At 67.8% G+C, this 24,576-nt stretch carries 21 protein-coding genes, 1 tRNA gene and 1 pseudogene; 12 read left to right on the top strand and 11 right to left on the bottom strand.

Features of this window, described 5'->3' with window-relative positions:
- The first annotated feature begins 3 nt into the window (after positions 1-3).
- Both ACWZHB_RS21500 and ACWZHB_RS21505 read left to right on the top strand, forming a co-directional pair.
- Entirely contained in the window at positions 4-336 is a 333-nt protein-coding gene (locus tag ACWZHB_RS21500; RefSeq protein ID WP_427903641.1) for a hypothetical protein, read from the top strand.
- Positions 337-398: 62 nt separating this feature from the next.
- Positions 399-1,979, top strand: coding sequence for an alkaline phosphatase D family protein (locus ACWZHB_RS21505; protein WP_427903642.1), 1,581 nt, complete (start codon positions 399-401; stop codon positions 1,977-1,979).
- Between the two features lie 37 nt (positions 1,980-2,016).
- Here the strand turns inward: ACWZHB_RS21505 and ACWZHB_RS21510 are convergent, their stop codons facing one another.
- From ACWZHB_RS21510 to galK, 3 genes and pseudogenes are all read right to left on the bottom strand, one after another.
- A complete protein-coding gene (locus ACWZHB_RS21510) occupies positions 2,017-2,265 on the bottom strand; it encodes a hypothetical protein (protein ID WP_427903643.1) in 249 nt (82 codons plus the stop codon).
- A gap of 12 nt (positions 2,266-2,277) precedes the next feature.
- A pseudogene (locus ACWZHB_RS21515) lies at positions 2,278-3,973 on the bottom strand (sodium:solute symporter family protein).
- A 152-nt stretch (positions 3,974-4,125) separates the two neighbouring features.
- A complete protein-coding gene (gene galK, locus ACWZHB_RS21520) occupies positions 4,126-5,232 on the bottom strand; it encodes a galactokinase (protein ID WP_427903644.1) in 1,107 nt (368 codons plus the stop codon).
- Between the two features lie 292 nt (positions 5,233-5,524).
- Here galK and ACWZHB_RS21525 point away from each other — a divergent pair, with 292 nt between their 5' ends.
- A complete protein-coding gene (locus ACWZHB_RS21525) occupies positions 5,525-7,000 on the top strand; it encodes a diguanylate cyclase (protein ID WP_427903645.1) in 1,476 nt (491 codons plus the stop codon).
- 104 nt (positions 7,001-7,104) lie between these two features.
- Here the strand turns inward: ACWZHB_RS21525 and ACWZHB_RS21530 are convergent, their stop codons facing one another.
- Positions 7,105-7,860, bottom strand: a complete 756-nt coding sequence (locus ACWZHB_RS21530; protein WP_427903646.1) for a DUF6319 family protein — start codon at positions 7,858-7,860, stop codon at positions 7,105-7,107.
- Positions 7,861-7,994: 134 nt separating this feature from the next.
- Positions 7,995-9,170, bottom strand: a complete 1,176-nt coding sequence (locus ACWZHB_RS21535; RefSeq protein ID WP_427903647.1) for an alpha-hydroxy-acid oxidizing protein — start codon at positions 9,168-9,170, stop codon at positions 7,995-7,997.
- 80 nt (positions 9,171-9,250) lie between these two features.
- On the opposite strand from ACWZHB_RS21535, the gene ACWZHB_RS21540 reads away from it, so the two are divergent.
- Complete coding sequence (locus tag ACWZHB_RS21540; protein WP_427903648.1) at positions 9,251-9,475, top strand: hypothetical protein; 225 nt, start codon at positions 9,251-9,253, stop codon at positions 9,473-9,475.
- A gap of 3 nt (positions 9,476-9,478) precedes the next feature.
- Here the strand turns inward: ACWZHB_RS21540 and ACWZHB_RS21545 are convergent, their stop codons facing one another.
- A complete protein-coding gene (locus ACWZHB_RS21545) occupies positions 9,479-10,297 on the bottom strand; it encodes an amino acid-binding protein (protein WP_427903649.1) in 819 nt (272 codons plus the stop codon).
- 261 nt (positions 10,298-10,558) lie between these two features.
- On the opposite strand from ACWZHB_RS21545, the gene ACWZHB_RS21550 reads away from it, so the two are divergent.
- From ACWZHB_RS21550 to ACWZHB_RS21565, 4 genes are all read left to right on the top strand, one after another.
- On the top strand, positions 10,559-11,326 hold the full coding sequence (locus tag ACWZHB_RS21550; RefSeq protein ID WP_427903650.1) for a DeoR/GlpR family DNA-binding transcription regulator: 768 nt from the start codon (positions 10,559-10,561) through the stop codon (positions 11,324-11,326).
- Entirely contained in the window at positions 11,323-12,315 is a 993-nt protein-coding gene (locus tag ACWZHB_RS21555) for a 1-phosphofructokinase family hexose kinase (RefSeq protein ID WP_427903651.1), read from the top strand. Before ACWZHB_RS21550 ends, ACWZHB_RS21555 begins: the two co-directional genes overlap by 4 nt.
- A 73-nt stretch (positions 12,316-12,388) precedes the next feature.
- Positions 12,389-14,644, top strand: coding sequence for a PTS fructose transporter subunit IIABC (locus tag ACWZHB_RS21560; protein WP_427903652.1), 2,256 nt, complete (start codon positions 12,389-12,391; stop codon positions 14,642-14,644).
- 26 nt (positions 14,645-14,670) lie between these two features.
- The gene (locus tag ACWZHB_RS21565) at positions 14,671-14,928 is read left to right on the top strand and encodes an HPr family phosphocarrier protein (protein WP_427903653.1); all 258 of its coding nucleotides are present in this window, start codon (positions 14,671-14,673) and stop codon (positions 14,926-14,928) included.
- Positions 14,929-15,003: 75 nt separating this feature from the next.
- On the opposite strand, the gene ACWZHB_RS21570 is transcribed toward ACWZHB_RS21565, so the two are convergent.
- Together ACWZHB_RS21570 and ACWZHB_RS21575 are read right to left on the bottom strand one after the other, a co-directional pair.
- Positions 15,004-15,828 carry an NmrA family NAD(P)-binding protein gene (locus tag ACWZHB_RS21570; protein WP_427903654.1) on the bottom strand — a complete coding sequence of 275 codons (825 nt, stop codon included), beginning with the start codon at positions 15,826-15,828 and terminating at the stop codon, positions 15,004-15,006.
- The gene (locus tag ACWZHB_RS21575) at positions 15,821-16,255 is read right to left on the bottom strand and encodes a nuclear transport factor 2 family protein (protein WP_427903655.1); all 435 of its coding nucleotides are present in this window, start codon (positions 16,253-16,255) and stop codon (positions 15,821-15,823) included. The genes ACWZHB_RS21570 and ACWZHB_RS21575 overlap by 8 nt, the downstream gene beginning before the upstream one ends.
- Positions 16,256-16,346: 91 nt before the next feature.
- Between ACWZHB_RS21575 and ACWZHB_RS21580 the strand changes: the two genes are divergently transcribed.
- The gene (locus tag ACWZHB_RS21580; RefSeq protein WP_427903656.1) at positions 16,347-16,964 is read left to right on the top strand and encodes a TetR/AcrR family transcriptional regulator; all 618 of its coding nucleotides are present in this window, start codon (positions 16,347-16,349) and stop codon (positions 16,962-16,964) included.
- A gap of 118 nt (positions 16,965-17,082) precedes the next feature.
- Here ACWZHB_RS21580 and ACWZHB_RS21585 read toward each other — a convergent pair.
- Positions 17,083-17,156: transfer RNA gene (locus ACWZHB_RS21585), tRNA-Met, on the bottom strand.
- A gap of 356 nt (positions 17,157-17,512) precedes the next feature.
- Here ACWZHB_RS21585 and ACWZHB_RS21590 point away from each other — a divergent pair.
- A complete protein-coding gene (locus ACWZHB_RS21590) occupies positions 17,513-18,055 on the top strand; it encodes a transglycosylase family protein (protein WP_427903657.1) in 543 nt (180 codons plus the stop codon).
- A 67-nt stretch (positions 18,056-18,122) separates the two neighbouring features.
- Here the strand turns inward: ACWZHB_RS21590 and ACWZHB_RS21595 are convergent, their stop codons facing one another.
- Positions 18,123-21,107, bottom strand: coding sequence for a UPF0182 family protein (locus ACWZHB_RS21595; protein ID WP_427903658.1), 2,985 nt, complete (start codon positions 21,105-21,107; stop codon positions 18,123-18,125).
- A 157-nt stretch (positions 21,108-21,264) separates the two neighbouring features.
- Between ACWZHB_RS21595 and ACWZHB_RS21600 the strand changes: the two genes are divergently transcribed.
- Positions 21,265-21,843: a PPA1309 family protein gene (locus ACWZHB_RS21600; protein WP_427903659.1), complete on the top strand. Its 579-nt coding sequence runs from the start codon at positions 21,265-21,267 to the stop codon at positions 21,841-21,843.
- A 125-nt stretch (positions 21,844-21,968) separates the two neighbouring features.
- Here ACWZHB_RS21600 and ACWZHB_RS21605 read toward each other — a convergent pair whose 3' ends face one another.
- On the bottom strand, positions 21,969-22,991 hold the full coding sequence (locus ACWZHB_RS21605; protein WP_427903660.1) for a YlbL family protein: 1,023 nt from the start codon (positions 22,989-22,991) through the stop codon (positions 21,969-21,971).
- Positions 22,992-23,118: 127 nt separating this feature from the next.
- On the opposite strand from ACWZHB_RS21605, the gene ACWZHB_RS21610 reads away from it, so the two are divergent.
- A complete protein-coding gene (locus tag ACWZHB_RS21610) occupies positions 23,119-24,567 on the top strand; it encodes a zinc-dependent metalloprotease (protein ID WP_427903661.1) in 1,449 nt (482 codons plus the stop codon).
- The last annotated feature ends 9 nt before the right edge of the window (positions 24,568-24,576 follow it).

The raw sequence follows: 24,576 nt of genomic DNA on the forward strand, positions 1-24,576 counted from the left end.
TAGATGAGAACCTCAGTTCGCGCAGTAGCGATGTGTCTGGCCGCTCCGGTCGTCGCGGTCGCCCTGGCCGGGATCAGCGCGGGGACAGCCACTGCTGATTCCGGCTGCCAGGGGTCGATGAACGGCCCGTGGGCGTTCAACGGTGGGTGCTACGGCGGCGAGGGTAGCTACCGGCTCGAGGTCGACTGCATCGGATACAACATCGCGCCCTTCGCCGTCGGCCCGTACACGATCCGCCAGGACCTGCCCGTCGGCCAGGCAGGCACGGTGGCGTGCTTCGGGCCGAACTGGTCCAGCGCGGGCTGGGCTGTGGGTTCGCGGATCTTCCGGCTCTGACGGCCGCACCGTGGGAACCCGCCGGTGAGTAGGTTCCCCCGTGGCGGTGAGAGGATCCGAGGATGACGCTCTCTCGCCGACAACTCCTGCACGGCGGTATGGCCGGTTCGATCGCCGCGGTGGTGGGGGTGTCGGCGGTGAGCAGCGCGAGGTTCGCCGCGCCGCGACGGCTCGGCGAACCGTTCTCGCTCGGCGTCGCTTCCGGCGAACCGACCCCGGACGGGGTGGTGCTGTGGACCCGACTCGCCCCCGACCCACTCGCCCCTGACGGGTACGGCGGGATGACGGTCGCCCCGGTGACCGTCGACTACGAGGTCGCCGAGGACGAACGCTTCACGAAAGTCGTGGTCAGGGGCTCGGCGGTGGCGACACGCGAGTTCGGGCACAGCGTGCACCCCGAAGTCGCCGGGCTGGCGCCGAATCGCTGGTACTACTACCGATTCCGGGCAGGCTCGGCGATCTCACCGGTCGGGCGCACCCGCACCGCGCCCGCGCCCGACAGCCGGACCGAGCGGCTCCGTTTCGCCTTCGCGTCGTGCCAGTCGTGGAGTTCGGGCTACTACACCGCCTATGAGCATCTCAGCGCCGAAGATCTCGACCTCGTCGTACACCTCGGCGACTACATCTACGAATCCTCGTGGGTGCTGGCCCGTCGCGGCGCGCACCTGCCGCCCCAACTCGCCGGTGAGGCAGTCGATCTCACCGGATATCGATTGCGCTACGCCCAGGCCAAAGGCGAAGCACCGCTGCAGGCCGCACACGCCGCGTTCCCCTGGCTGGTCACCTTCGACGACCACGAACTCGACAACAACTGGGCCGGTGAGAGTCCCGGCCTCGGATTCGACGTGTACCGCCTAGCGCCGCTGTTCCGGCGCCGCAAAGCCGCTGCCTTCCAAGCCATGTACGAACATCAGCCGATGCGCCTCGCGCAACTCCCCGCGGGCCCGTCGATACACCTGCACCGCCGCTACGGGTTCGGCGATCTCGCCGAGTTCACCATGATCGACACGAGGCAGTACCGCACCCCGCAGGCCTGCGGCGACGGCTCGGCGGTCATCGGCTGCGCCGACCGCTTCGACACCGATCGCACTATTCTCGGTGCGGCCCAACGTGACTGGCTCATCGACGGCTTCGCGGCGTCGTCCGCCCGCTGGCAGATACTCGGTAACCAGGTCGCCATGGCCCAGTCCGATTACGACCCCGGCCCCGACCTGCTCCTGGGCACGGACGCGTGGGACGGCTATGTCGCCGACCGCAACACGGTGCTCGGCGCGGCTACCGACTACGAGGTCGACAACCTGGTGGTGATCACCGGCGACCGGCACGAGAACTACGTCGCCGACCTCCGCCGCGACTTCGCCGATCCCGAATCTCCTGTCGTGGCCACCGAATTCACCGGAACCTCGATCAGCACCGGCAGCGACGGCGCCGACATGACGGACGCGGGCCGAGCCCTGCTGGCCGCCAACCCCGACATCAAGTTCTACAACCGCCAGCGCGGCTATGCCCGAGTAGAACTCGATCATCGACAGTGGCGCACCGACTTTCGCGTTGTGCCCTATGTGAGCCGACCGGGCGCACCGATCAGCACACGCGCGAGTTTCGTTGTCGAGGACGGCATTCCCGGCGCGACCTCCGCCTGAGAATTGTCGCGAAGGACGCCGTCGTACAAGCAACTCTTCATGAATCCGGGGTGAACTCCGCCATCGTCATCGTCGGTGCCTCGGGGACCTGCACCGGACGCAGCAGCGCCCAGCCGACGAAGACGACCGCGACCCCGAACATGCCGAGGCCCGCCCACAGGTTCACGTCGATCCCGCCGGTCTTGGCTTCCTGGGCGGCACTGTCCTGCAGCAACGAGGTGATCACCAGGATGACGCCGTAGCTGCCGAGCAGCGCGCCGATGATGGTGCGGATGTCGAAAAGCATGGTGGAGACTCCTTATCCGATGATGATGTTGAGGGCGATCACCAGCACGAGCGCGATCCCGGCGAGCAGGGCGGGACGCTGGTACCAGGGCAGCGAGTCGGCGTCGGCGTCGGTGCGCATCGCCTTCGGGGTCTCGGAATACACCAGGCCGACCAGTTCGGCGGCCGGTTTCGGCTGGGTCACCATGGTGACCGCGACGCTGACCGCGATGTCGACCACGAAGGCGGCACCGGCGGCGACGAAGCTGGCGCCCTGTCCGGACAGATTCGTCACGCCGGTCTCGTTGAGCACGAACACGAACACGGCGGCGAGAGTGCCGCTGACAAGGCCGACCCAGCCCGCCGTCGGCGTCATCCGCTTCCACAGCATGCCGAGGATGAACGTCGCGAACAGCGGCGCGTTGAAGAAGCTGAACAGGGTCTGCAGGTAGTCCATCATGTTGCTGAACCCGCCCGCGATGAACGCGGTGAAGATCGCGGCCACCGTCGCACCGACCGTGGCGAGCCTGCCGACCTTCAGGTAGTACCCGTCGGGACGATCCTTGCGCACGTACTGCTGCCACAGATCGAAACTGAACACGGTGTTGAAAGCGGAGACATTGGCGGCCATACCGGCCATGAACGCCGCGAGCAGACCTGCCAGCCCGACACCCAGAAGTCCGTTGGGCAGAACCTCTTTCATCAAGAACAACAGCGCCTGGTTGTAGGTGACATCGCCCTCGAAGTCGGGATTCGCGGCGACCTGCTGCTTGTATTCGATCATCTGCGGCACCAGGACCGCGCTGATCATGCCGGGAATCACCACGATCAGCGGGATGAACATCTTCGGGTAGGCGCCGATGATGGGGGGTGCGCTGCGCGGCCGAAATCGAGTGTGTGGCAAGGGCTCTCTGAACTTCGACGAAATTCGTTGTCCAATAGCCGAAGGAGAGAACGAATCCCAGTCCGAACACGATGCCCATGATCGAGGCGAAATTGTCGGTGAACCCACTCATCGCATTACCCGGCCAGGTCTGCAACTGATCGGCGCCGCCCGGCGAGCCGGTTACCTTGTCCTGCAGACCGTCCCAGCCGCCGACGCGGTGCAGACCCACCAGGGTCAGCGGCAACAGGGCGGCGACGATCACGAAGAACTGCAGCACCTCGTTGTAGATGGCGGCGGAGAGCCCGCCGAGGGTGACATAGGACAGCACGATTGCGGCGGCCGCGACCACCGAGATCCACAGCGGCCAGCCGAGCAGCACATTCACGATGGTGCCGAGCAGGTAGAGGTTCACGCCCGCGATCAGCACCTGAGCGATCGCGAAACTCAACGCGTTCACCAGATGCGCGCCGGTGCCGAAGCGCCTGCGCATGAATTCCGGCACCGAACGCACTTTGGAGCCGTAGTAGAACGGCATCATCACCACGCCGAGGAACAGCATCGCCGGCACGGCACCGATCCAGAAATAGTTGAAGGTGGGGAAACCGTATTGGGCGCCGTTGGCGGACATACCCATGATCTCCACGGCGCCCAGATTGGCGGAGATGAACGCGAGGCCCGTCACCCACGCGGGCAGCGAGCGCCCGGACAGGAAGAAGTCGACGCTCGACGACACCCGGCGCCGAGCGATCAGGCCGATGCCGAGGACGAAGACGAAATACAGGGCGACCAGCGCGTAGTCGACCGGAGCGGCGTCCAGTCGCAGTGTCGATGAGGCTTCTAGCACAGCGGATTCCTCCTGGCCTGGAGCCGGGCGGCACACGAGCGTCGTTCATACGGCGCGGGCGGCGGCGCCCGTCGAACTGTTCGGATGCCTCTACTGTGCGCGCTCGTGTCCTGCGTCACCACGAAATCGGGCAGAACAAAATGGACACCTGCTCAATCCAGTTTGTGCGCGCCCGCGGCGGGTTCGACGGTGAAGGCGCGGGGCGGGGCGAAACCCGCGGTGGCGAAGCGCTTCATGATCTGCTCGGCGACGGAGTCGGCATGGTCGACCAGGGCGATGATGCTGCCACCGAAGCCGCCACCGACCATCCGCGCGCCGTGCGCACCCGCGTCGAGTGCGGCGTCGACCGCGAGATCCAGTGGGGGCGCGGAGATTTCGAAGTCGTCGCGCAGTGACCGGTGCGAGGCGGTGAGCAGCTCGCCGATCCTGCGCGGGTCCGCACCGGCGCGCAGCTTGTCGACGACAGCGAGTACCCGTGCGTTCTCGGTGACCACGTGGGTCGCGCGGCGGCGCAGGAGCGGATCCCGCAGGCGCGGAATGTCTTCGGTGGTGGCGTCGCGCAGGGCGGACAGGTTCAGCGCGTCGGCGGCGGCGTCACACTGCGCTCGGCGCTCGGCGTATCCACCGTCGGACAGGTCGTGCGGTTGACCGGTGTCGGCGACGAGCAGGGTGAGCCCGGCGGCACCGAGGTCGAACGGAATCTGTTCGGAGGCACCGGGTTCCGCCATGGTAAACGCACGGACATCGAGGAACAGGGCGTGGCCTTCGGTGCACAGGATCGAGGCGGACTGGTCGAGCAGGCCGGTCGGCACACCGGCGAAACCGTTCTCCGCGGCCCTGGCGATCTCGACCATGCTCCGCTCGGTGAGTTCGGGCGCGAACAGATCGCGCAGCGCGATCGTCACCGCGCAGCACAGGGCCGCTGACGAGGACAAACCCGCCCCGATCGGTACCGCGCCGTCGAGTTCGAGGTTCACCCCGGTGACTCGATATCCGCCGCGGACGAACTCGTCGACGACACCGAGCGGATAGCGCGCCCAGCTCGGCAACCGGTCCCGGTGCGCCGCAAGATCATCGACCCGCACCTCGACGACTTCGCCGGGACGCTGGACGGAGGCGAGCCGCACCAGACCGTCACCGCGCGGCCCGGCCCCGCAGACGACACCGAGCGACAGCGCGATGGGCAGCACGAACCCGTCGTTGTAGTCGGTGTGCTCGCCGATGATGTTGACCCGACCGGGCGCGATCCACTGCTCCACCTGTCCGTCCCCTTCCGTTTCCTGCGACGATGCCACCACCGGCCATCGGCGCGGGCAAATGTGCGGCACCGCGTGCCGAATCGGTATCCGGCAATGCTCCCAACACGTCGACAGCACGGCCGTCGACGTGTCATGATCGACTCAGTTGTCAAGGTTTTGAGCGTCGGCGCTGCCGGCTGGGGATTGTGCTCGGACAACAACACTCGGTGCTCTCGGCCGATACTTCGAGTGATTCACCGGCCTCACCTTCGATCGGCGCTCGTCGCGTGCGCAGCAAGATCGAGGGGGGCTGATGACCATCAGCGAGAGACGCTACGGGAGCCTGCGATGGTGCGTGGTGCTACTCGGTGCGGCGGGGGCCGTGCTGATCGCGCCGTTGGCGGGTGGGCGCGCGCTACCGTTTTTACTACTCGTCGTGATCGTCGCGGGCTCGCTGGCGATGATCGGCTACGGCATGTATCGCCATCGACCCACGCACCGACTGCCCTGGTACCTGCTGGCAGCCTCGGTCCCGATGTTCGCCGCCGGTACCGCGATACGCGCGCCCGGGCTGCACCCGGGCTGGCATCCGGTCGACGATCTGTGCACCCTGGCCGCCTCGCTGTGTCTCGGGCTCGCCGCCGTCGGCTGGTTGCAGCCGCGCAGGCTCCGCCATGCCCGTGACCTGTGGCTGGACTCGGCGCTCATCGGGCTCAGCGCTCTGCTGGCCTCGTGGACCTTCCTGATCTCGCCGATTCTGCGACACAGCACCGGGTTCGTCGATACCGCACTGGCCGCGAGCTACCCCGTGATCCACGCGCTGCTGGCTACCGTGCTCGCGCACTCGCTCGCGACGGTGGTTCGCTCGGAGACCTCGCTGCGGTTGCTGCAGGCGGCGCTGATCGCCGTGCTCGTCGGCGGGTTGACCGAAAGCCTCACTGCCGCAGGAACAATCACCGTCGACCCCGAGATCGCGTTGGTGCCACAGCAGTGGGCGTATCTGCTGGCCGGGCTGGCCGCGGTGCAGCCGACGATGGGTGCGCTCCGCGACGCCGAGGACGTGCATCCCCATCGGTCACGGCAGCGGGCCGGGATGATCGCCGTGGCGCTGGTGGCGGCCTCGCTGATCAGCGTGGTCGGCGCCGATCTCGGGGTCGCCGACCGCGTGGTGATCTGTTCGCTGCTCACCTTGCTGCTGGTCGGTGTGCTGGTGCGCAGCGAACGCGCGATCGCCCGCAGCATGCGCAGCGAGCGCCGAGCCCAATACCAAGCCGACCACGACCTTCTGACCGGCCTGTTCAACCGCTCAGCCCTGCTGCGCGCACCCCTGCGCTACCGCGACCAGTGGGCCGGAAAACCGTTGTGCCTGTTGTTCATCGACCTGGACGGCTTCAAAATGGTCAACGACAGCTACGGCCACGCCGTCGGCGACGAACTCATCGCCAACGCCGCCTCCCGCATCCGCCGCACCACCGCCAGCACCGACCTGACCGCGCGCTACGGCGGCGACGAATTCGTAGTCCTGGCCCCCCGCACCCGAGCCGAAGCCGCCGTCCTCGCCGAACACCTCCTCGGAGCGTTCATCCGCCCCTTCGAACTGAGCTGCGGCGAAATCCCCATCACCGCCAGCATCGGCGTCGCCTGCGTCACCACCCGCCCCACCGAAAAAACCATCTACGACCTGATCCGCACCGCCGACGCCGCGATGTACCACGCCAAGGAATACCGCCTCGGCCTCAGCTTCCACGACAGCCCCGCCACCCCGCATATTCTGCGAGTCGCCCGGTAGCTCGACTGTTCGCTCTCGGTTGCGTCATGTGCCTTACGGCGGGGAGGCGGCTGGGGAGTTACCCATGTCCGTGCTCGATCAGTGGGTCACGACTCCCCGAACACTTAATCTCCCAATTCCTCCAACAACTTCCGCGCGGCCTCCAACTCGGCCTGCAACTGCGCGACCTTCGCCTGCTGGGCCCCCCGCGCGGCCTCCAGAATCCCCTCCACCACTTCCTCCACCTCGGGGTGCAAGATCTTGGCAGCCTGGGCAACGGCCGCACTACTCACCGCCATCCCCTTCACACTGCGCTTCTTCCCGTTCACCACATCGACAGTCCACTCACCGTCGGCGGTACCGGTGAGCGTGACAGTCACCTCGGCCACCTTGGTCTTGCGCACCGCGGGAGCTTTCGCGGGCCGCGGCGCCGCCGGAGCGGGCTTGGCGGCGTCGTCGGGTACCGGGGCGAGCGACCTCGGCGCGGGCGTAGCGGTGCTCGGCAGGGTCGACGGCTGGGTCACAGTGTTGTCCTTTCGGTTGCTCGGCGCGGGGACACTTTCCTGGCGGGTCCGTGCGGGCCCGCCGGGCGCTACCGTAGTCCCGCGGGCCGGCTTGGTCAGCGTCACCTCGCTCGGGCCGAACGAGAGCACATCTTTGGAACCGGTCGGCCGCACCTGCAGGAAGTCGCCGTCGGACGGATCGCCGAGCGCGACGACCTTGCCCGACTTCCCTTCGGCGACACCGACTGCGGCGGCCGTGAACCACACCATCGGCGGTTTCCCCTCCGCGAGCTCGCCTGCGATACGCGCGAGCTCGGCGTCGGACAGGACCGGCGGTGCTGATCGGCGGGATGCGGACTTCGTGCTCGGCGAGGACATCGTGGACTCCGGGGGTTGGTGCTACAGCGTGGTCTGTCGCACCGATGATGCCGCACGGCACCGACAAGTTCTCGCCCGAGCCGCCATCCCGGCCCCAAAACCCCTCTCGCGACGGGTTTCCTGACACGTTCCGATCAGCCGAGAGTGGCGTTCCCGCGCGTTGCCGGCCGGATGTTCGCACGCACCCCAGCCACATCGCGATAGCCGTTGACCGCCATCAACAGGTCCGCCTCGGCGGCGTAACTGCGCAGCAGATGCACCAGCCCACGCACACCACCCAGCGCGAGCGCGTACACATACGGCCTGCCGAGCCCGACCATGTTCGCGCCGAGTCCGAGCGCTTTCACCACGTCAGCACCCGAGCGCACCCCGGAGTCGAACAGCACCGGCACGCGGTCATCACAGGCGGCCACGACCGCGGGCAAGGTCTCCAGCGCGCTCAGACCGCCGTTGGCCTGGCGCCCACCGTGATTGGAGCAGTAGATACCGTCGGCCCCGAAGTCGATCGCCTTGCGCGCGTCCTCGGGGTGGGAGATGCCCTTGAGGATCAGCGGCAGATCGGTGATCGACCGCAACCAGCCGAGGTCATCCCAGGTCAGCGAGTTACCGAAGGTCGCGATCCAGTGCAGGACAATCATTTTGGGGTCGTCGGAACCGACCATCTGCTGGAAGACCGGGTCGCTGGTGTAGTTCTTCAGCACATGGCCACGCAGCTGCGGGAAGTTGCCGCTCGCGAGGTCGCGCGGACGCCACCCGGGCACCCAGGTGTCGAGGGTGACGGTGATTCCCGCATAACCCGCGGCTTCGGCGCGGTGTACCAAACTCTCGGCGAGCTCACGGTTCTTCGGCGTGTACAGCTGGAAGAACGAAGGCGTGTCGCCTGCGTGCGGGCGCACGTCCTCGAGCGGATCCTCCATCAGCGTCGAATACATCGCGGGCACACCCGTCTGCGCCGACGCCTGTGCCACCGCGATATCACCGTGGCCCTGCTCGCCGACCAGACCGATCACGCCGACCGGCGCGAGAAACAGCGGGCTCGCGAAGGTGTGGCCGAACGCGGTGACGGAGAGATCGCGCTCGGTGGCGCCGACCAGCATCCGCGGCACCAGACCCCAGTCCGCGAAAGCCTCGGCATTGCGCCGCTGCGTGAGCTCGTCGCCCGCGCCGCCCGCGATGTAGTTCAGCAGCGAATCCGGCAGCGCCGCAGTGGCTTTGCGTTCGAGCGTCGCGTAATCCATGGGAAATTCGGGCTGGATCCCACCGAGCGCGGCCAGGTAGATCTCGTTCTGATAGTCGGCGAACTGACTCATTGCTGCACTTTCGCACGCCGACCGGGGTTCATGGACCGCAGGGTAGATGTAAGGTGCGTCATACTCGAAAATACGAGATTGTGAGTGCCCCTGCCGTGACCGTCGTCGATCACTCGGCTGCGCCCGCCGATCCGGACGCCTTACTCGCCGATCGCTTCCATTGCGATGCCACCCGTCACCTGACCCGCCTCGCGCTCGGGCTCTCTCAGGATTCGATGGACCTGCTGACCTCGGTCACCGATCGACTGCGGGCCGCCGAGGGCGCCCTACGCGATCCCCTCACCGCCGACCTCGGCTTCGACTGAAGCTCATCGCCGCCGCACGGTGAGGGCCGCCAGATCGGCGAGCCGATGCGCGCGGGCGATCTCGGCGGGCGTGAAAGGTTCGTCCGGGCGGACGAAACCCCAGCGACGATCGTCGCGGTCCAATTCCAGCAGGGTGCCCTCGCCCGGTTCGGTCACCTCCGGCGTGCCGGGCGCGAGGTAGCGCGCGCCGAGTAGTTCGGCCACGGCCAAGGGCAATTCGTCCGGATCGCTGACGATACGGGCGGCGATGGCCAGCGCCTTCGTCTGACCGTCGATCAGCGACAGCACGGTCGCCGGCCAGACCCGCACCTGCGAACCTCCCGCGTGCTCCACGGCGGAGGTGATCGTGTGCGAGGTGACCTCGGCCGGTGCGGCGACGACGAGTTCGTCGAGGACGGCATCCTCGAGTTGGTGCACGTGCACGGTGAGAATGTTGGCGTCACAGTGGGCGAGATGCTTGGCCAGGGTCTCGAGCGCGCCGGGTCGGTCGGCCAGGCGCACGCGGATCCGCCACAGCGCGGGTGCCGCGTCTATTCGCTCGCGGTGGCGCAGCTCCGGGCTGTGCAGCCAGCCGCCGAGCATCCGCATCGCCGACGGTTCCACCACCCAGATCACCAGGATCGTGGTGGTGATCGTCAGCAGCGCGACGGTCACCAGGTACGGCGGGTGCAGGTGGACGACCAGCGCGTGCAGTGCGAGTTCCACCGGGAACACCGCCGCGAGTTTGGCGAGAGTGAGCCTGGCCCGTCCCGGATGCGGCAGTCTGCCGCACACCTCGCAGGCCAGGGCCGTGACACGGGGTCGCACTGCGAAACGCCACATGCGAGTCAGCGTCACGAGCATTCGTGTCGATCTTGGACGAGACACGTAACAGCAACGTGAAAGCCGCCGCGAAAGCCGTCTACCTGCACTGATGGCCTCGGTGATACCGAGCACCCGCGCGGCGCCGATGTGATCACGGGCACCACTTTCCCGATAGTCGACAGCAACGATTGTGACTCGGCTCACCAATAATCATTGACAAAACAACACAAGCGGGCATAAAACAACATGAGTACAGATTCACGGAGACCGGAGGAACCCATGTACGCCGAGGAACGGCAGCAGGCGATCGCGACGCTGATCGGGCATCGCGGGCGCGTCTCCGTCGCCGAACTCGCCGACCGGTACGGGGTCACCACCGAAACCGTGCGCCGCGACCTCGCGGTGCTCGACCGGCTGGGCGTGATCCGGCGGGTGCACGGCGGCGCGGTGGGTTCCGGTGCGCTCACCACGTTCGAACCCGGCACCGCCGAACGCGACAGCACCCGCGCCGCGGAGAAGGACCGGATCGCCGAACTCGCGCAGCGATACCTCCCGGACGGCGGCGGCAGCGTGCTGTTCGACGCGGGCACGACGACCGTGCGGGTGGCCGCGGCCATGCCGGTCGACGTCGATCTGGTCGCCGTCACCCATTCGCTGCCGGTCGCCGCGCGGCTCACCGGGTTCGCCGGCGTGCGGTTGCACCTGGTCGGCGGGCGGGTTCGCGGGGTCACCCAGGCCGCCGTCGGCGCCGAGACCTTGCGGCTGCTCGGCGAATTGCGGGTCGACGTCGCGTTTCTCGGTACCAACGCGCTGACCGTGCGACACGGGCTGTCCACCCCCGATCCGGAGGAGGCGGCCGTGAAACGCGCGATGATCGCCGCCGCCGATCGGGTCGTCGTGGTCGCCGACGCGAGCAAGATCGGGCGCGAGGACTTCGTGCGCTTCGGCAGTGCCGCCGATATCGACGTCCTGGTCACCGATACCGACCTCCCGGCCACCGCACGGACTGAGCTGGCCGCCGAAGGAATCGAGATGGTGCTCGCATGATCGTCACCCTGACCGCGAACCCGAGCGTCGACCGCACGGTCACCCTCACCGAGCCGTTGCGGCGCGGGCAGGTGCATCGCGCGGCGAGCGTCACGTCGCACCCCGGCGGCAAGGGGGTCAATGTCGCGCGGGTGGTGTCCGAGAGCGGGGCGCCGGTACTGGCCGTGCTGCCGGGCGCCGACGACGACCCGGTGGTGCACGGATTGCGCACGGCGGGAATCGAATTCCGCACGGTACCGGTAGCGGGCGGACCGCGGGTGAATCTCACCATCGCCGAAACCGACGGCACCACAACCAAGATCAATGAACCCGGCTTTCCGTTGCAGGCGCGAGATCTGGCCGAACTCACCGCACTGCTCGTCGAGCTGGCCGCAGGCGCCGAGTGGATCGTGCTGTCCGGGTCGTTGCCGCCGGGCGTGCCGATCGATTGGTACGCGCAGCTCGTCGCGACGTTGTCCACGCTGCGCGTGTCGCCGAACGGAAATCGCCGCACGCGCGTGGCCGTCGACACCTCCGACGCTCCACTGCTCGCCCTGTTCGACGAATCAGTCGGTGCCCCACCGGATCTCATCAAACCGAACTCCGAGGAGCTGGCCCAGCTCACCGGCCTCGACGCCATCGAACTCGAAAACCCCACGGCCGCGGCCGCAGCCGCCGCTACCCTGATCGACCGCGGCGTCGGCGCGGTGCTGGCCACCCTCGGCGCGGCGGGCGCGGTCCTGGTCACCGCCGGCGACGCGTGGTTCGCCGCGGCCCCACCCATCGTCGCGCGCAGCACCGTCGGCGCGGGCGACTCGGCCCTGGCCGGCTACCTTCTGGCCGACCTCGCGGGCGCCTCCCCCGCAGATTGCCTCCGCGCCGCCGTCGCCTACGGCAGCGCCGCCACCGCGTTGCCCGGCACCGAATTGCCCGGCCGCGCGGACGTTGCGCTCGATGCCGTCACCGCCGACCGCCTCCGCGCCGCCGACCGACCACCGGCCCCCGCATGAGCACCGGCAGATCGCCGGCACCACCCGACCCCGAAACGCCCCTGCCCCACCCCCTCTCCGGAAAGACACGACGATGGCCGATTCGATCATCACTCCCGAACTGATCGCTTTGGGCGCCGACCTCGGCACCGACAAGAGTGCGGTGATCACCGCACTCGCGGGCAATCTCGCCGGTGTGGGCCGCGCAGTCGACGCCGCCGCGGTGGCCGAGGCCGCCTTGACCAGGGAGTCGCAATCGGCAACCGGCCTGCCCGGCGGCATCGCGATCCCCCACTGCCGATCGGCCGCCGTCACCGCGGCGTCGCTGGCCTTCGCCCGCCTCGCCCCCGCCGTCGACTTCGGTGCCCCGGACGGGCCCGCCGACCTGGTCTTCCTGATCGCCGCTCCGGAAGGTGCGGGCGCGGAGCACATGAAGCTGTTGTCGTCGTTGGCTCGTGCGCTGGTCCGGCCTGCCTTCGTCGCCGACCTGCGCGCCGCCGCGACTCCGGACGATGTGGTCGCTCTGGTCGACGGCGTCATCAATCCCCCGCCGGCCACGAGCGGATCCACCACCGCGACAACGTCTTCCACCGCTGCTGCGGCGGGTGGCACAGCAGTGACCGGATCGGCTGGTGCAGCCGAGGCGCCCGCCGTCAGCGCAACGAAATCGCCCTCCGCTGCCGACGGAACCGGTCCGCCCACCGCTAGCGGCGATCCCGGCACGACTCCCGCCTCCGACTCGTCGGCCGCCCGCGGCGGCGCGGCGGCCGCGTCTGGCGTGGCAGCGTCCGGCGGCGCTACGGCAGCCCCCACCGGGGCGGGAGCGGCTGAGGTTGCCACCACGGGCGAGACATCGACCGTCAGCACAGCGAAATCCGGCGCACCGAAGAAGATCGTCGCCGTGACCGCCTGCCCCACCGGCATCGCTCATACCTATATGGCCGCTGATTCCCTGGTCGCCGCGGGCGAACGGGCAGCAGTCGACGTGGCAGTCGAAACCCAGGGCTCGAGCGGCGGCGACAAACTCGATCCGGCCACGATCGCCGCCGCCGACGCCGTCATCTTCGCCACCGATGTCGGCGTGCAGGATCGTGGCCGGTTCGCGGGCAAGCCGGTGATCGAGTCGGGCGTCAAACGCGCCATCAACGAACCCGACACGATGATCGCGGAAGCCGTTGCGGCGAGCGGTGATCCGGGCGCCGCCACCGTCGGCGGTACCACACCCGCGCCCTCGCGGGCAGCGGCCAAGGGCATCGGCTGGGGCACTCGCCTGCGACAGATCCTGCTCACCGGCGTCAGTTACATGATCCCGTTCGTCGCCGCGGGCGGCCTACTGATCGCGCTGAGCTTCCTGCTCGGCGGATACGAGATCTCCGAGAGCGCGAAAACGATCGTGCTCGACAATTCGATCACCGACCTACCCGACGGTGGCCTGGCCACCTATTTCGGTGCCGTGCTCTTCCAGATCGGCTCGCTCGCCTTCAGCTTCCTCGTCCCGGCGCTGGCCGGCTACATCGCCTTCGCGATCGCCGACCGCCCCGGTCTGGCTCCGGGCTTCACGGCGGGCGCGATCGCGGTCTTCGTCGGTGCGGGATTCCTCGGCGGCCTGGTCGGCGGCCTGGTCGCCGGATTCGCCGCCCTCTGGGTGAGCAAACTGCCGGTGCCCGGGTGGGCCCGCGGACTGATGCCGGTGGTGGTCATCCCGCTGCTGGCCTCGGCGATCGTCGGCATCTTGATGTTCGTCCTGCTCGGCAAGCCCCTCGCCGCGGTGACCAACGGACTCACCGACTGGCTCAACGGCCTGTCCGGCACCTCCGCCATCGCGCTCGGTGTGATCCTGGGCGTGATGATGTGCTTCGACCTCGGTGGCCCGGTCAACAAGGCGGCCTATTCGTTCGCCGCCGCGGGGCTGTCGGTCACCGACACCGCGACGCTGCGGATCATGGCCGCCGTGATGGCCGCGGGCATGGTGCCGCCGCTGGCGATGGCCCTGTCGACCGTCCTGCGTCCGCGCCTCTACACCGAGGCCGAACGCGAGAACGGCAAGGCCGCCTGGCTGCTCGGCGCCTCGTTCATCTCCGAGGGCGCTATCCCGTTCGCCGCGGCCGACCCGCTGCGGGTGCTGCCGTCGATGATGGTCGGCGGCGCGGTGACCGGCGGCCTGATCATGGCCACCGACGTCACCCTGAGCGCACCACACGGCGGCATCTTCGTGTTCTTCGCGATCGGGCACCTGGCCTGGTTCCTCGCGTCGCTGGTCGCGGGCACGCTCGTCGCCGCCGCCTGCGTCACCCTCGCCAAGGAATTCACCCGCAAGCAGTCCGTCGCCCCTGTTCTCACCACCGCGTAATCCATTCGCACACAAGGAGATATCCCATGGCCAGCACCACCGTCACCGTCGGCTCCTCGGTCGGCCTGCACGCGCGCCCCGCGGCCCTGATCGCCGAAGCGGTCGGCGCGGCAGGCGTTCCCGTCACCATCGCCGTATCCGGCGGCGACCCGGTGGACGCGGGTTCCGCGCTGATGATCATGACCCTGGGCGCGGGCCAGGGCGCCCAAGTGGTCATTACCAGCGACGATCAGCCCACCCTCGACAAGATCGCCGAACTCGTCGCCAGCGACCTGGACGCCTAGCACGGCTACGACGTTGTCGGCCCGCACTGCCCCACCCACCAGAGTTGGTGGGTGGGGCAGTGCGGGATCGCTCTCCTAGCTCATCTCCCGCTCGACGAAGGCGGCGAAAGCGCGGGCAGGACGGCCGGTGACCTGCTCGACGGTATCGGTCACCCGGTCCTCCGCCCCGCCGCGAATGTCGTCGTCGAGGGCAGCGAGCATGCCGGCGAACTCTTCGGGAATGCCGAATTCGACTATCCGCGTCCGCAACTCCCCTGTCGACAGGTGGCGATGAACGACCGATCGCCCGATTCGCGCGCTGACGATCGCGGCTGCCTCGGCGTAGCTCAGCGCCGCCGGTCCAGTCAGAATATGTTCGCAGTTGTGCGGAACCGGATCCAGAAGTGCGTGTCCGGCGACCGCCGCGATATCGCCCGCGTCGACGAACGGAACACGGCCGTCGCCGGTAGCGGTGGCGATCTCGCCCGCGCGCACACCACGCGCGACCAGATGATCACCAGTGAAGTTCTGCATGAACCACGACGGCCGCAGCACCGCCCACTCGGGAACGCTCTCGCGCACGAGGTCGTAGAGGGCGCCCATTCCCTCCGCCGCCGCAGGCACCGCCGACGAACCGAGCAGTACTACTCGTCGAACACCGTGCGCGACAGCCTCGTCCAGGAACGGCCGCACGACGGCGGCCGGTTCCGCCACACCTACCGGGGCGATCAGGTAGACAGCCGACACCGCCCCGCCCAGAGCCGGTCCGTACGTGCCGGTCTCGCCCCATTCGAAGCGAACGTGAGCGGCCCTGTTCGGTGTGCGAGTCGCCATTCGCACGGTGGCGCCGCGATCGCTCAGCAAGGCCGCGACGCGGCTACCGGTCGTCCCGGTCGCGCCGGTGACCAGAACCTCAGACATCGGATCCGCCGAAGGCCGCGGTGAGCGCTGCGGAGCCACCCATCGCCTCGGCAGCGGCGAGCGGGCTCCAGTAATCCCGATAGCAATGAATCTCGTTGTCGTGCACGGTGATCACGGCGATGTAGCGCATCCGATAGGGAGAATCGGTCGCGACCACGACACCCGTGGCGTCGAACTCGGCGATCACCACCGCCGGGTCGACGGTCTGATGCACACGCCGCTCAGGAATTTCGCGAACATCCAGGATCGAGGGGTAGTCGCGCAGGTACTGCGCGATGGCAGTACGACCGCTCACTCGGTCCGGGTAGCCCGGCGCCGCGAACGGGAATTCCAGCACACCGTCCGCCGACCACAGACCCGCGAATCCTGCCATGTCTTTGGCGAGCAATAGGTCGAGAGCCCGGTCGACGAGTTCGAGTGGGGTCATCGAAACCTCCTGAAATACGGACGATACGGTACCGTCCCGACGCCAACGTACACGGGACGATACCGTCCCGTCCACCCGCTAAACTCTCCACATGACTCGTCGCACCCCGACCGGCGCCGCCGTGCTTCAGCCCGCGATCACCAAATCCATCACCGACGCCGTCCTCGTGGAGCTGGCCGAGCACGGGTACGCCCGGCTGTCCATGGAGGCAGTCGCCAAACGCGCAGGTGTGGGCAAGAGCGCGCTCTACCGACGATGGCCTTCCAAGCAGGACATGGCGATCGCGGTGGTCTCGGAACTGAGCGTAGGGCTGGCTCCAGCGCCCGACACCGGCTCGCTGCGCGGCGACGTGCGGGGAATCCTCGCCTCGATGCTGGAATGGTTGAGCCATCCGCTCTTCTTCCGCATATTGCCCGACCTGGTAGCTGAGATGGCACGCAACCCGGAGCTCGCCGCGGCGATCGAGGCCATGATCGGCATCCCGCGACGCGCCCGCGGCGCGGAGATCCTCCAGCGCGCCGTCGCCCGCGGCGAGCTGTCGCCCGGTCTCGATCTCGAAATCGCACTCGACGTCCTCGCCGGACCGCTCTACTGGCGACTGTCCGTCCGCCGAGGCCGACTCGAGCCCGGCTATCTCGACTCCCTCACAGAGGTGCTGTTGCGCGCCCTCGGCGCCGCAACGGACAACGGAGCACATCCGCAGCCCTAGACGAGATGGGCCCGGAGGCCTGACAGCGCGCGGAGGTCGCTTTCCTTCGCGCGTGACCAGCGCATAAAAAAAGCCCCAGGTCAGAGGGATTTCAATTCCTCTGACCTGGGGCCACTTGTAGCGGGGACAGGATTTGAACCTGCGACCTCTGGGTTATGAGCCCAGCGAGCTACCGAGCTGCTCCACCCCGCGTCGGTGTGAACACAACATTACACACAGGTGAGCGTGGGTGCCAAATCGCGAGGTCAGTGCGGGTTTTCTCGCCTGCGGGCACAATCTCCGACGGGCAACACCGCATCGCGAAGCCTTCGAATGTGGCAGTCATCACACATTTCAGCAATCGGACGAGTCGGTGCCGATTTTCGGTGAGCGGTGTCACTATTACCGCGTGATCCCGAACACATAACGAACCAATAACAGACCGACCGGAATCTAGGTATTCCCACCGGCTATGCAGCGTAAACCTTGAAAAGGCATCTGTTCCAACCATAGAATTCACCCGTTATCAAGATGTGATCGGTATCGATTCATTGGTTAGCGTCTTCTCCATGACTGAGACCCGGAAATTCAGCACCCGCGCCCTTGGCGTCGCCGCCATCGCCGGCGCCCTTGTTGCCGTTCCGTTCGGCCTCGCCACCGGCACCGCCTCCGCCGCCGCCTACAACTGGGACGGAGTCGCTGCGTGCGAGAGCGGCGGCAACTGGGGTATCAACACCGGCAATGGCTACTACGGCGGCCTGCAGTTCTCGCAGAGCACCTGGGCGGCCAACGGCGGCCAGGGCTCGGCGCACAACGCCAGCAAGGAAGAGCAGATCCGCGTCGCGGAGAACGTGCTCGCCAGCCAGGGCGTCGGCGCGTGGCCGCACTGCGGCCAGTACCTGCAGTCGGGCGCGTCCGAGCCCGAGGTCGTCGAGGAGCCCGCCGTCGAACTGCCGGTCCAGCTGCCCGCCCAGGCCAAGACCGATGTCCAGGTCGCCGTCGACCAGGCCAAGGCCGCCGGTCAGGCGCTGGCCGACCAGTACGGTGTCGCGGGCCAGTACCAGGACCTGCTCACCGCCAATGCTCCGCTGATCGCCTCGATCGGCGGCTGATCCACCGTTCCCCCTGCACAAGAAAGGCCCCGTCATCACGACGGGGCCTTTCTTGCCGTTCGGGTGGTTACCGGCCTGCGGCGTCCTGGTACGCCTTCATCGCGACGTCCAGTTCGTCGAGGGCCTTACCGTAATCGGTGAAGTTGCCGCTGCGCATCGCGGTGCGCACCGCCTCGATCTTGCGGCTGACCTCGGCGGCCGCGGCCTCCTGGGTCGGCGAAGTCGCGGACGGTGTGGTGCCCGGCTGCGGCGTCGTCCCGCCGGTAGGCGGCGTGACGGTGCCCTGGTCGACCGGTGGGGTCACTCCCGGCTTAGGCTTCACCGCCGGATCGCCACCGAACGGTGTCGCCAGCGAACCCGCACCCGGCATCACCTGATTCAGTGCCCCGGCCAATGTCGAGTCGTACCCGACCTTCACGCTGCCCGCCGCGTCGCGATAACTCACCAGTACGCGCAGCAGCTGCGGGAACGTCGACGAACCGGTGTTGCGTTCGTTGTAGAACGGTTCGACGTAGAGGATGCCGCCGTCGGCCACCGGCAGCGTGAGCAGGTTGCCGTAGCGGATCTTGTTCGAGTTCGACAGCAGGGTTTTCTCGCGCGACACCGCGTCGGCGGTGGTCATCGAGTTCTGTGTCTGCTGCGGGCCCTGGGTCTGGGAGTCGGTCGGCAACTGCAACACGGTGAACTTGCCGTAGTTCTCGGGATCGGAGCGCACCGAGATGTAGGCCGAGAGGAACTGCCGGTTGTAGCCGACCATCGCCGAGGTCAGGTTGAAGACCGGCTTGGTGGTCTTCGGATCGCCCAGCAGCACGTAGTACGGCGGCTGGTTGAACGTGCCGCCCTCGATCGTCGGATCACTTGGCACCGACCAGAACGCGTTGTTGGTGAAGAACTCACGCGGGTTGTCCACGTGGTACTTCGTCAACATGTCGCGCTGGACCTTGAACAGGTCCTCCGGGTAGCGGAAGTGCGCGCGCAGCTCGGGCGAGATCTCGCTCTGCGGCTTGACCGCGTCCGGGAAGACGCCTCGCCAGGCCTTGAGCACCGGGTCGGTGGTGTCGGTCTCGTACAGGGTGACGGTGCCGTCGTAGGCGTCGACGGTGGCCTTCACCGAGTTGCGGATGTAGCTGACCTCCTTGCGCGGGATCACGCGCCCGGTCTTCTTGTCGATGCTGTCCTCGACCGCGCCGTCGAGCGAGGTCGGCTGAGCGTAGGGGTACTTGTCGAGGGTGGTGTAGGCGTCGACGATCCACTTGATGCGGCCGTCGATCACCGCCGGGTAGGCGTTGCCGTCGGTGGTGAGCCACGGCGCGACCTTCTGCACCCGGTCGCGCGGACCACGGTTGAACAGGATCTTGGAGTCCTCGCTGATCGCGGAGGAGAACAAGATATTGCGCTCGGCGTACTTGGCCGCGAAGGCGAGCCGGTTGAACCAGTTCCCGATCGGCACGCCACCACTGCCGTCATAGGTGAACTGCGCCTCGTCGGAGTCGTATTCGCGCGGCGCCTGGCCCTCGGCGGTGCCGACGATGGCGTAGTCGGGATCGGTCTGGGCGATCAGCTCGCCGTAGTAGATGCGCGGCTGGTCGACCTTGATCTGCTGGTCCTCGACCTTGGTGAACAGGTCGCTCACCATGAACAGCGGATAACCCGAATCGCTGCCGCCCGCGGCACTCTGCGCCTCGGACTGCGGCTTGTTCACCCGGTTGGCGGGCGCGGCGACGAAGCCGTTGCCGTGGGTGTAGACGGTGTGCTGGTTGATCCAGTCCTTCTGGTTGCCCGACAGCGCGGCCGGATGCAGCTCGCGCGCGGCGACGATGTAGTCCTGCAGGTCACCGTTGAGGTTGTAGCGGTCGATGTCCAACGACTCGGGGAAGCCGTAGAAGTTCTTGCGCTGCTGCAGCTGAGTGAAGGTGGGCGAGAGGATATTCGGGTCGAGCAGCCGGGCGTTGCCGATGGTCGCGGCGTCGGCTGGAACCTCGAGCGGGCTCTTCGTGGAGCTGCCCTTGTAGTCCTGATATTCGACTTTGTCGTCGGTGATCCCGTACGCCTCGCGCGTGGCCTGGATATTGCGCTCGATGTACGGACTCTCCTTCTCGGCGGCGTTGGGGCGCACCGAGAACTGTTCGACCACCATCGGCCACACCGCACCGACCAGAATCGACGACAGCACCAACAGCGCCGCCGCCATCGCGGGGACCCGCAGATCGCGCAACACGATCCCGGCGAAGAACGCCATCGCGCAGATCACCGCGATCGACAGCAGGATCAGCTTGGCGGGCAGCACCGCGTTGATATCGGTGAACGAGGGACCACCGAACGTCGGCTCCTTGCGCGTGCTCGACAACAGGTCGTACCGGTCGAACCAATACGCCACCGCCTTGAGCAGCACGAAGATTCCGGCGATCACCGCGAGCTGCACGCGCGCAGCCCTGGTGAGGGTGCCTTCGCGCCCGGCCAGCCGCAGGCCGCCGAACACGTAGTGGGTCACCAGATTCGCGAAGAACGCGATCACCACGGCGACGAACAGCCAGTTCAGCACCATCCGGTAGAACGGCAGATCGAAGGTGTAGAAACCGATGTCGAGTCCGAACTGCGGGTCCTGCTGGCCGAACTCACCGCCGTGCAGGAACAGCTGCACCGTCGCCCAATTCGACTGCGCGACCAGCCCCGACAGCACGCCGAGCAGCACCGGGATGCCGACGCCGAACAGCCGCAGCTTGCTCATCACGGTCGTGCGGTAGCGCGCGATCGGGTCGTTGGGCCCGGCGACGGGCACGAACACCGGGCGCGATCGGTAGGCCAGCAGCAGCGCCGCCCAGACCACAAGGCCGACGAACAAGGCGACGATGACGAACAGGATCACCCGCGTCCACAACACGCCGAGATACACACTGCGATAACCGACCTCACCGAACCACAACCAATTGGTATAGGCGTCGGTGAAGCGGGGCCCGAGCAGCAACAGCGCCGCGAGGACGACTGCCGTCACCAGCAGCACACGGCTGCGTCGGGACAACGAAGGTAAGCCGGTGGGGGGCCGCATGCCCACGGTGCCACTCTCCATGCTCCGGCGGTTCCGCGCCGTGATCGGCGCAGTCACCGCAGTCCGAATGTTGCGGGGTGATCCGTTGCCGGACCGTTGGCGCCCACTCTACGGAAATCGGACACCGTGCAAGCGGCTGGGCCGAAAATGATTGGATGTGCGGGTGACCGAAGACGAGCACGCCGAAGTTCTCCTCGCCCGCTGTGTGCGCGAGGTCGTCGAGTTCGCCGACGCCGAGGGCTGGGGAAACCCGCCGCAGATGTTCGCGTTGGTGCCGACCGCCGACCTGGCCGCTGCCGAACCCGACCTGCAGGATCAGCTCGACGACGGCAGCGAGCTGACCCCTGTTGCCCAGGAAGCCTTTCCCGACGACATCACCGGCGGGTCGATGGCGTTGGACGAGTTCCTGGCCACCACCACCTGGCCGCCCGCGGTCGAGGGCTGCGTGCTGGTGCAGGAGATCGTGGTGCTGCCGCCCGATGCCGAGAGCGATCTCGACGAGGCGCTGGTACCGCTGCTCGCCGACGACGAAGCCGCGGACGCGGCCGGGCGCGCCGCCGCGCACGCGCATCCGGGCCGCCGCGACGCCCGGCTCATCGCGGGCGTATTGCGCCAGGGTGCCACCCTGGTTCTGCTCCAGATCCGCCCCGAGGACGACGACGGCTTCGGCGATCTCGACCTGCGCACCTACCCCAACCTGGCACCGGGCCTGGTCGAGGCCCTGCACCACACCTTGGAATGATCAACCCCGGTGTTCTCGGCGCGCCTGCGCCGATGGACTGACCGGAGGGTGCGACGAAGGAGCGCCCGTAGGGAGGGAAGAGGTGGAGTCAAGCGCCGAGAACCGCGGCACCAGCCGCAGAATATTCAGCAGCTGACGGGTTCGCGGCCCGCGTTGATCTCGGCCAGCGAGGTGATCGCGGTGTCGAGGGTGTCGACCTTCACCAGACGCAGGCCCTCGGGAGCGCGCTGACCGGCCTCGTTGCAGTTGTCGGCGGGGACGAGGAACGTTTCCGCGCCTGCTTCACGCGCCGCGATCATCTTGTACTGGATGCCACCGATCGGGCCGACCTTGCCGTCTTGGTCGATGGTGCCGGTGCCCGCGACGAACTTGCCGCCGTTGAGTTCGCCCGGCGAGAGCTTGTCGATCAGCGAGAGGCTGAACATCAGTCCCGCCGACGGTCCGCCGATATCGGCGAGGTTGAACTCGACCTGCAGCGGCGGACGGCCACCTTCGCCCGGCGTGATGCCGAGGTAGCCCTTGGCCTCGTCGCCGGGGCGAGGGGCGAGGGTGATCGGGGTGGTCTGCTCGGTGTCGCCGCGACGGTAGACGACGCTGATGGTCGTGCCGGGGCCCTTGGTGCCGACGATGTCGATCACATCCTTGGGCGTGGCGATCGGGGTGCCGTCGATGCTGATCAGCTCGTCGCCGACTTCCAGCACGCCCTTGGCCGGGCCCTCCTCACCGAGTCCGCGGACCAGCACGACGGTCGGCATCTTCAGATAGTGCAGCGCGGCGACCTCGGCATCGCTCTCGGAATCCTTGAAGTCCTGCTGATTGGACTTGTCGACCTCCTCGCGTGACACGCCGGGCGGATACACCTCGGCGCGCGGCACCAGACCGTGCTCGCCGCTGACCCAGAACCCGAACGCCTCGAACAGGTTCAGCCCGTCGCGCACCGAAACGGTCGTCATATTGAGCTGCCCGCTCGTGGGATCCAATGGCGCGCCGGTGACGTCGACCACCGGCTTACCCTCCACCTGGCCGAGGGTGTCGAAGGTGGGGCCGGGGCCAAGCGCGACGAACGGCACGGTGACCACGCTGCCGGCCACGCCGAGCACGAGTACGGGGACTAGGGCGACGATCAGGGTGAGGATCCGACGATTCACTCGGACCACAGTAGTGATCAACGACCGTGACCGACGGCAGTGGCACGCATTTGCGCGGGGGCGAAGCCGCGCGATTTCGCGATGCGCGAACACCGAAGCCCCAGGGGTCCCGCGTAACGTAAGAGGTATGAGCGATCTCCCCTTCGGCTTCTCGACCGGCGACGACGACGATTCCGGCAAGCGTCGCGACGAGGGCAACGGACCTGGCGGAAACGATCCGTTCGGGTTCGGCGCGGGCGGCGCCGGTGGTGCGGGCGGGTTCGATCCGTCGCAGCTGGGCCAGATGCTGAGCCAGCTCGGGCAGATGATCAGCGGCATGGGCCAGGGCATGGGCCCCGGCGGCTCGCAGTCCGGGCCGGTCAACTACGACGTCGCCAAGCGCCTCGCGCGCCAGCAGCTCGGCTCCACCATCGCCCCGATCGCCGCGAGCACCACCACCGCGGTGACCGATGCGGCGCACCTGGCCGAACTGTGGCTCGACGGCGCCACCGTGCTGCCCGCCGGCGCCACCAAGACGGTCGCGTGGACACCGAACGACTGGATCGAAGAGACGCTGCCCACCTGGAAGCGCCTGTGCGATCCGGTGGCCGAGCAGATCTCCGGCATGTGGACAGCGCAGTTGCCCGAGGAGGCCAAGCAGTTCGCCGGGCCGATGGTCGGCATGCTCGGCCAGATGGGCGGGCTGGCATTCGGTTCCCAGCTCGGTCAGGCGCTCGGCCAGCTGGCCAAGGAGGTACTGACCTCCACCGATGTCGGTCTGCCGCTCGGCCCGGCCGGTACCGCGGCGCTGCTGCCGACAGCGATCTCGGCGTTCAGCGAGGGGCTCGAGCAGCCCGAGAGCGAGATCATGGTGTTCCTGGCCGCCCGTGAGGCCGCCCACCAGCGGCTTTTCGCGCATGTGCCGTGGCTGCGTCAGCAGGTGCTCGGCGCCGTCGAGGACTACGCGCGCGGCATCAAGATGGACTTCTCCGCGATCGAGGAGGCCGCGCAGGGCATCGACCCGATGTCGCTGAGCGACCCGTCCAAGCTGGAGGAGCTGCTCTCCCAGGGCACGTTCGAACCGCAGACCACACCCGAGCAGAAGCAGGCACTCGAGCGCCTGGAGACCCTGCTGGCGCTGATCGAGGGCTGGGTCGACGTCGTGGTCGCCGACGCGGTGGGTGAGCGCCTGCCCGGCGCGAACGCGCTGTCGGAGACGCTGCGCCGCCGCCGGGCGACCGGTGGACCCGCCGAGCAGACCTTCGCCACGCTCGTCGGGCTGGAGTTGCGACCACGCAAGGTTCGGGAGGCGTCGGCGCTGTGGCGGCGGCTGACCACCGATGCGGGGATGGAGCGGCGCGACAAGGTGTGGGAGCACCCCGACCTGCTGCCCGACTCCACCGACCTCGACTCTCCTGCCGGGTTCATCGACTCGGTGATCGGCGGCGGCACAGGCGCTTTCGACGACCCGATGGCCCAGCTGGCCGAGACCGAGGCGCGTGAGCGTGACGCCGCCAAGCTCGACAAGGCCGATTCCGACGAAACCCCGCGTGACGAGGGCGATTCCGACCCGGATTCCGGCGCGGGCAAGTCCTGATCGGCGCCG

This window comes from Nocardia sp. FBN12, assembly GCF_054031145.1.

Bases quoted from the DNA above. Each gene is read 5' to 3' on its own strand.
- ACWZHB_RS21505 (WP_427903642.1), top strand. From the start codon at position 399: ATGACGCTCTCTCGCCGACAACTCCTGCACGGCGGTATGGCCGGTTCG.
- ACWZHB_RS21560 (WP_427903652.1), top strand. From the start codon at position 12,389: ATGGCCGATTCGATCATCACTCCCGAACTGATCGCTTTGGGCGCCGAC.
- ACWZHB_RS21510 (WP_427903643.1), bottom strand. From the start codon at position 2,265: ATGCTTTTCGACATCCGCACCATCATCGGCGCGCTGCTCGGCAGCTAC.
- ACWZHB_RS21590 (WP_427903657.1), top strand. From the start codon at position 17,513: ATGACTGAGACCCGGAAATTCAGCACCCGCGCCCTTGGCGTCGCCGCC.
- ACWZHB_RS21580 (WP_427903656.1), top strand. From the start codon at position 16,347: ATGACTCGTCGCACCCCGACCGGCGCCGCCGTGCTTCAGCCCGCGATC.
- ACWZHB_RS21610 (WP_427903661.1), top strand. From the start codon at position 23,119: ATGAGCGATCTCCCCTTCGGCTTCTCGACCGGCGACGACGACGATTCC.
- ACWZHB_RS21535 (WP_427903647.1), bottom strand. From the start codon at position 9,170: ATGAGTCAGTTCGCCGACTATCAGAACGAGATCTACCTGGCCGCGCTC.
- ACWZHB_RS21530 (WP_427903646.1), bottom strand. From the start codon at position 7,860: ATGTCCTCGCCGAGCACGAAGTCCGCATCCCGCCGATCAGCACCGCCG.
- ACWZHB_RS21545 (WP_427903649.1), bottom strand. From the start codon at position 10,297: ATGTGGCGTTTCGCAGTGCGACCCCGTGTCACGGCCCTGGCCTGCGAG.
- ACWZHB_RS21550 (WP_427903650.1), top strand. From the start codon at position 10,559: ATGTACGCCGAGGAACGGCAGCAGGCGATCGCGACGCTGATCGGGCAT.
- ACWZHB_RS21570 (WP_427903654.1), bottom strand. From the start codon at position 15,828: ATGTCTGAGGTTCTGGTCACCGGCGCGACCGGGACGACCGGTAGCCGC.
- ACWZHB_RS21565 (WP_427903653.1), top strand. From the start codon at position 14,671: ATGGCCAGCACCACCGTCACCGTCGGCTCCTCGGTCGGCCTGCACGCG.
- ACWZHB_RS21525 (WP_427903645.1), top strand. From the start codon at position 5,525: ATGACCATCAGCGAGAGACGCTACGGGAGCCTGCGATGGTGCGTGGTG.
- ACWZHB_RS21500 (WP_427903641.1), top strand. From the start codon at position 4: ATGAGAACCTCAGTTCGCGCAGTAGCGATGTGTCTGGCCGCTCCGGTC.
- ACWZHB_RS21555 (WP_427903651.1), top strand. From the start codon at position 11,323: ATGATCGTCACCCTGACCGCGAACCCGAGCGTCGACCGCACGGTCACC.
- ACWZHB_RS21575 (WP_427903655.1), bottom strand. From the start codon at position 16,255: ATGACCCCACTCGAACTCGTCGACCGGGCTCTCGACCTATTGCTCGCC.